Genomic DNA, 311 nt, shown 5'->3' with positions numbered 1-311 from the left:
AAGTTCATTGGGAACAAGATGGCGAAAAAGGTATATTCCATGCCGAATATGCTTTGGCTGCCGCCGGTCGCCGTCCGAACGTGGACAATATCGGTTTGGAAAACCTGAATATCGAAAAAGATGCACGTGGCGTGCCTGTTGCCGATCCGCTGACCATGCAAACCAGCATTCCGCACATCTTTATCGCAGGCGATGCATCCAACCAACTGCCTCTGCTGCATGAAGCTTCTGACCAAGGCAAAATTGCCGGTCACAATGCCGCTATTTTCCCGAATATTGAGGGCGGTTTGCGCCGTAGCGTAATCGGCGTG

Annotated in this window: 1 protein-coding gene; it reads left to right on the top strand. The window is 51.8% G+C overall.

Features of this window, described 5'->3' with window-relative positions; genetic code table 11:
- On the top strand, positions 1 to 311 hold a 311-nt coding region (locus ACTHS3_RS17580), incomplete at both ends, for an FAD-dependent oxidoreductase (protein WP_440368705.1).

It is taken from the genome of Neisseria sp. P0009.S007, from assembly GCF_051962515.1.
The sequence above is the reverse complement of the archived record's forward strand: the minus strand, read 5'-3'. Positions and strand labels throughout refer to the sequence as shown.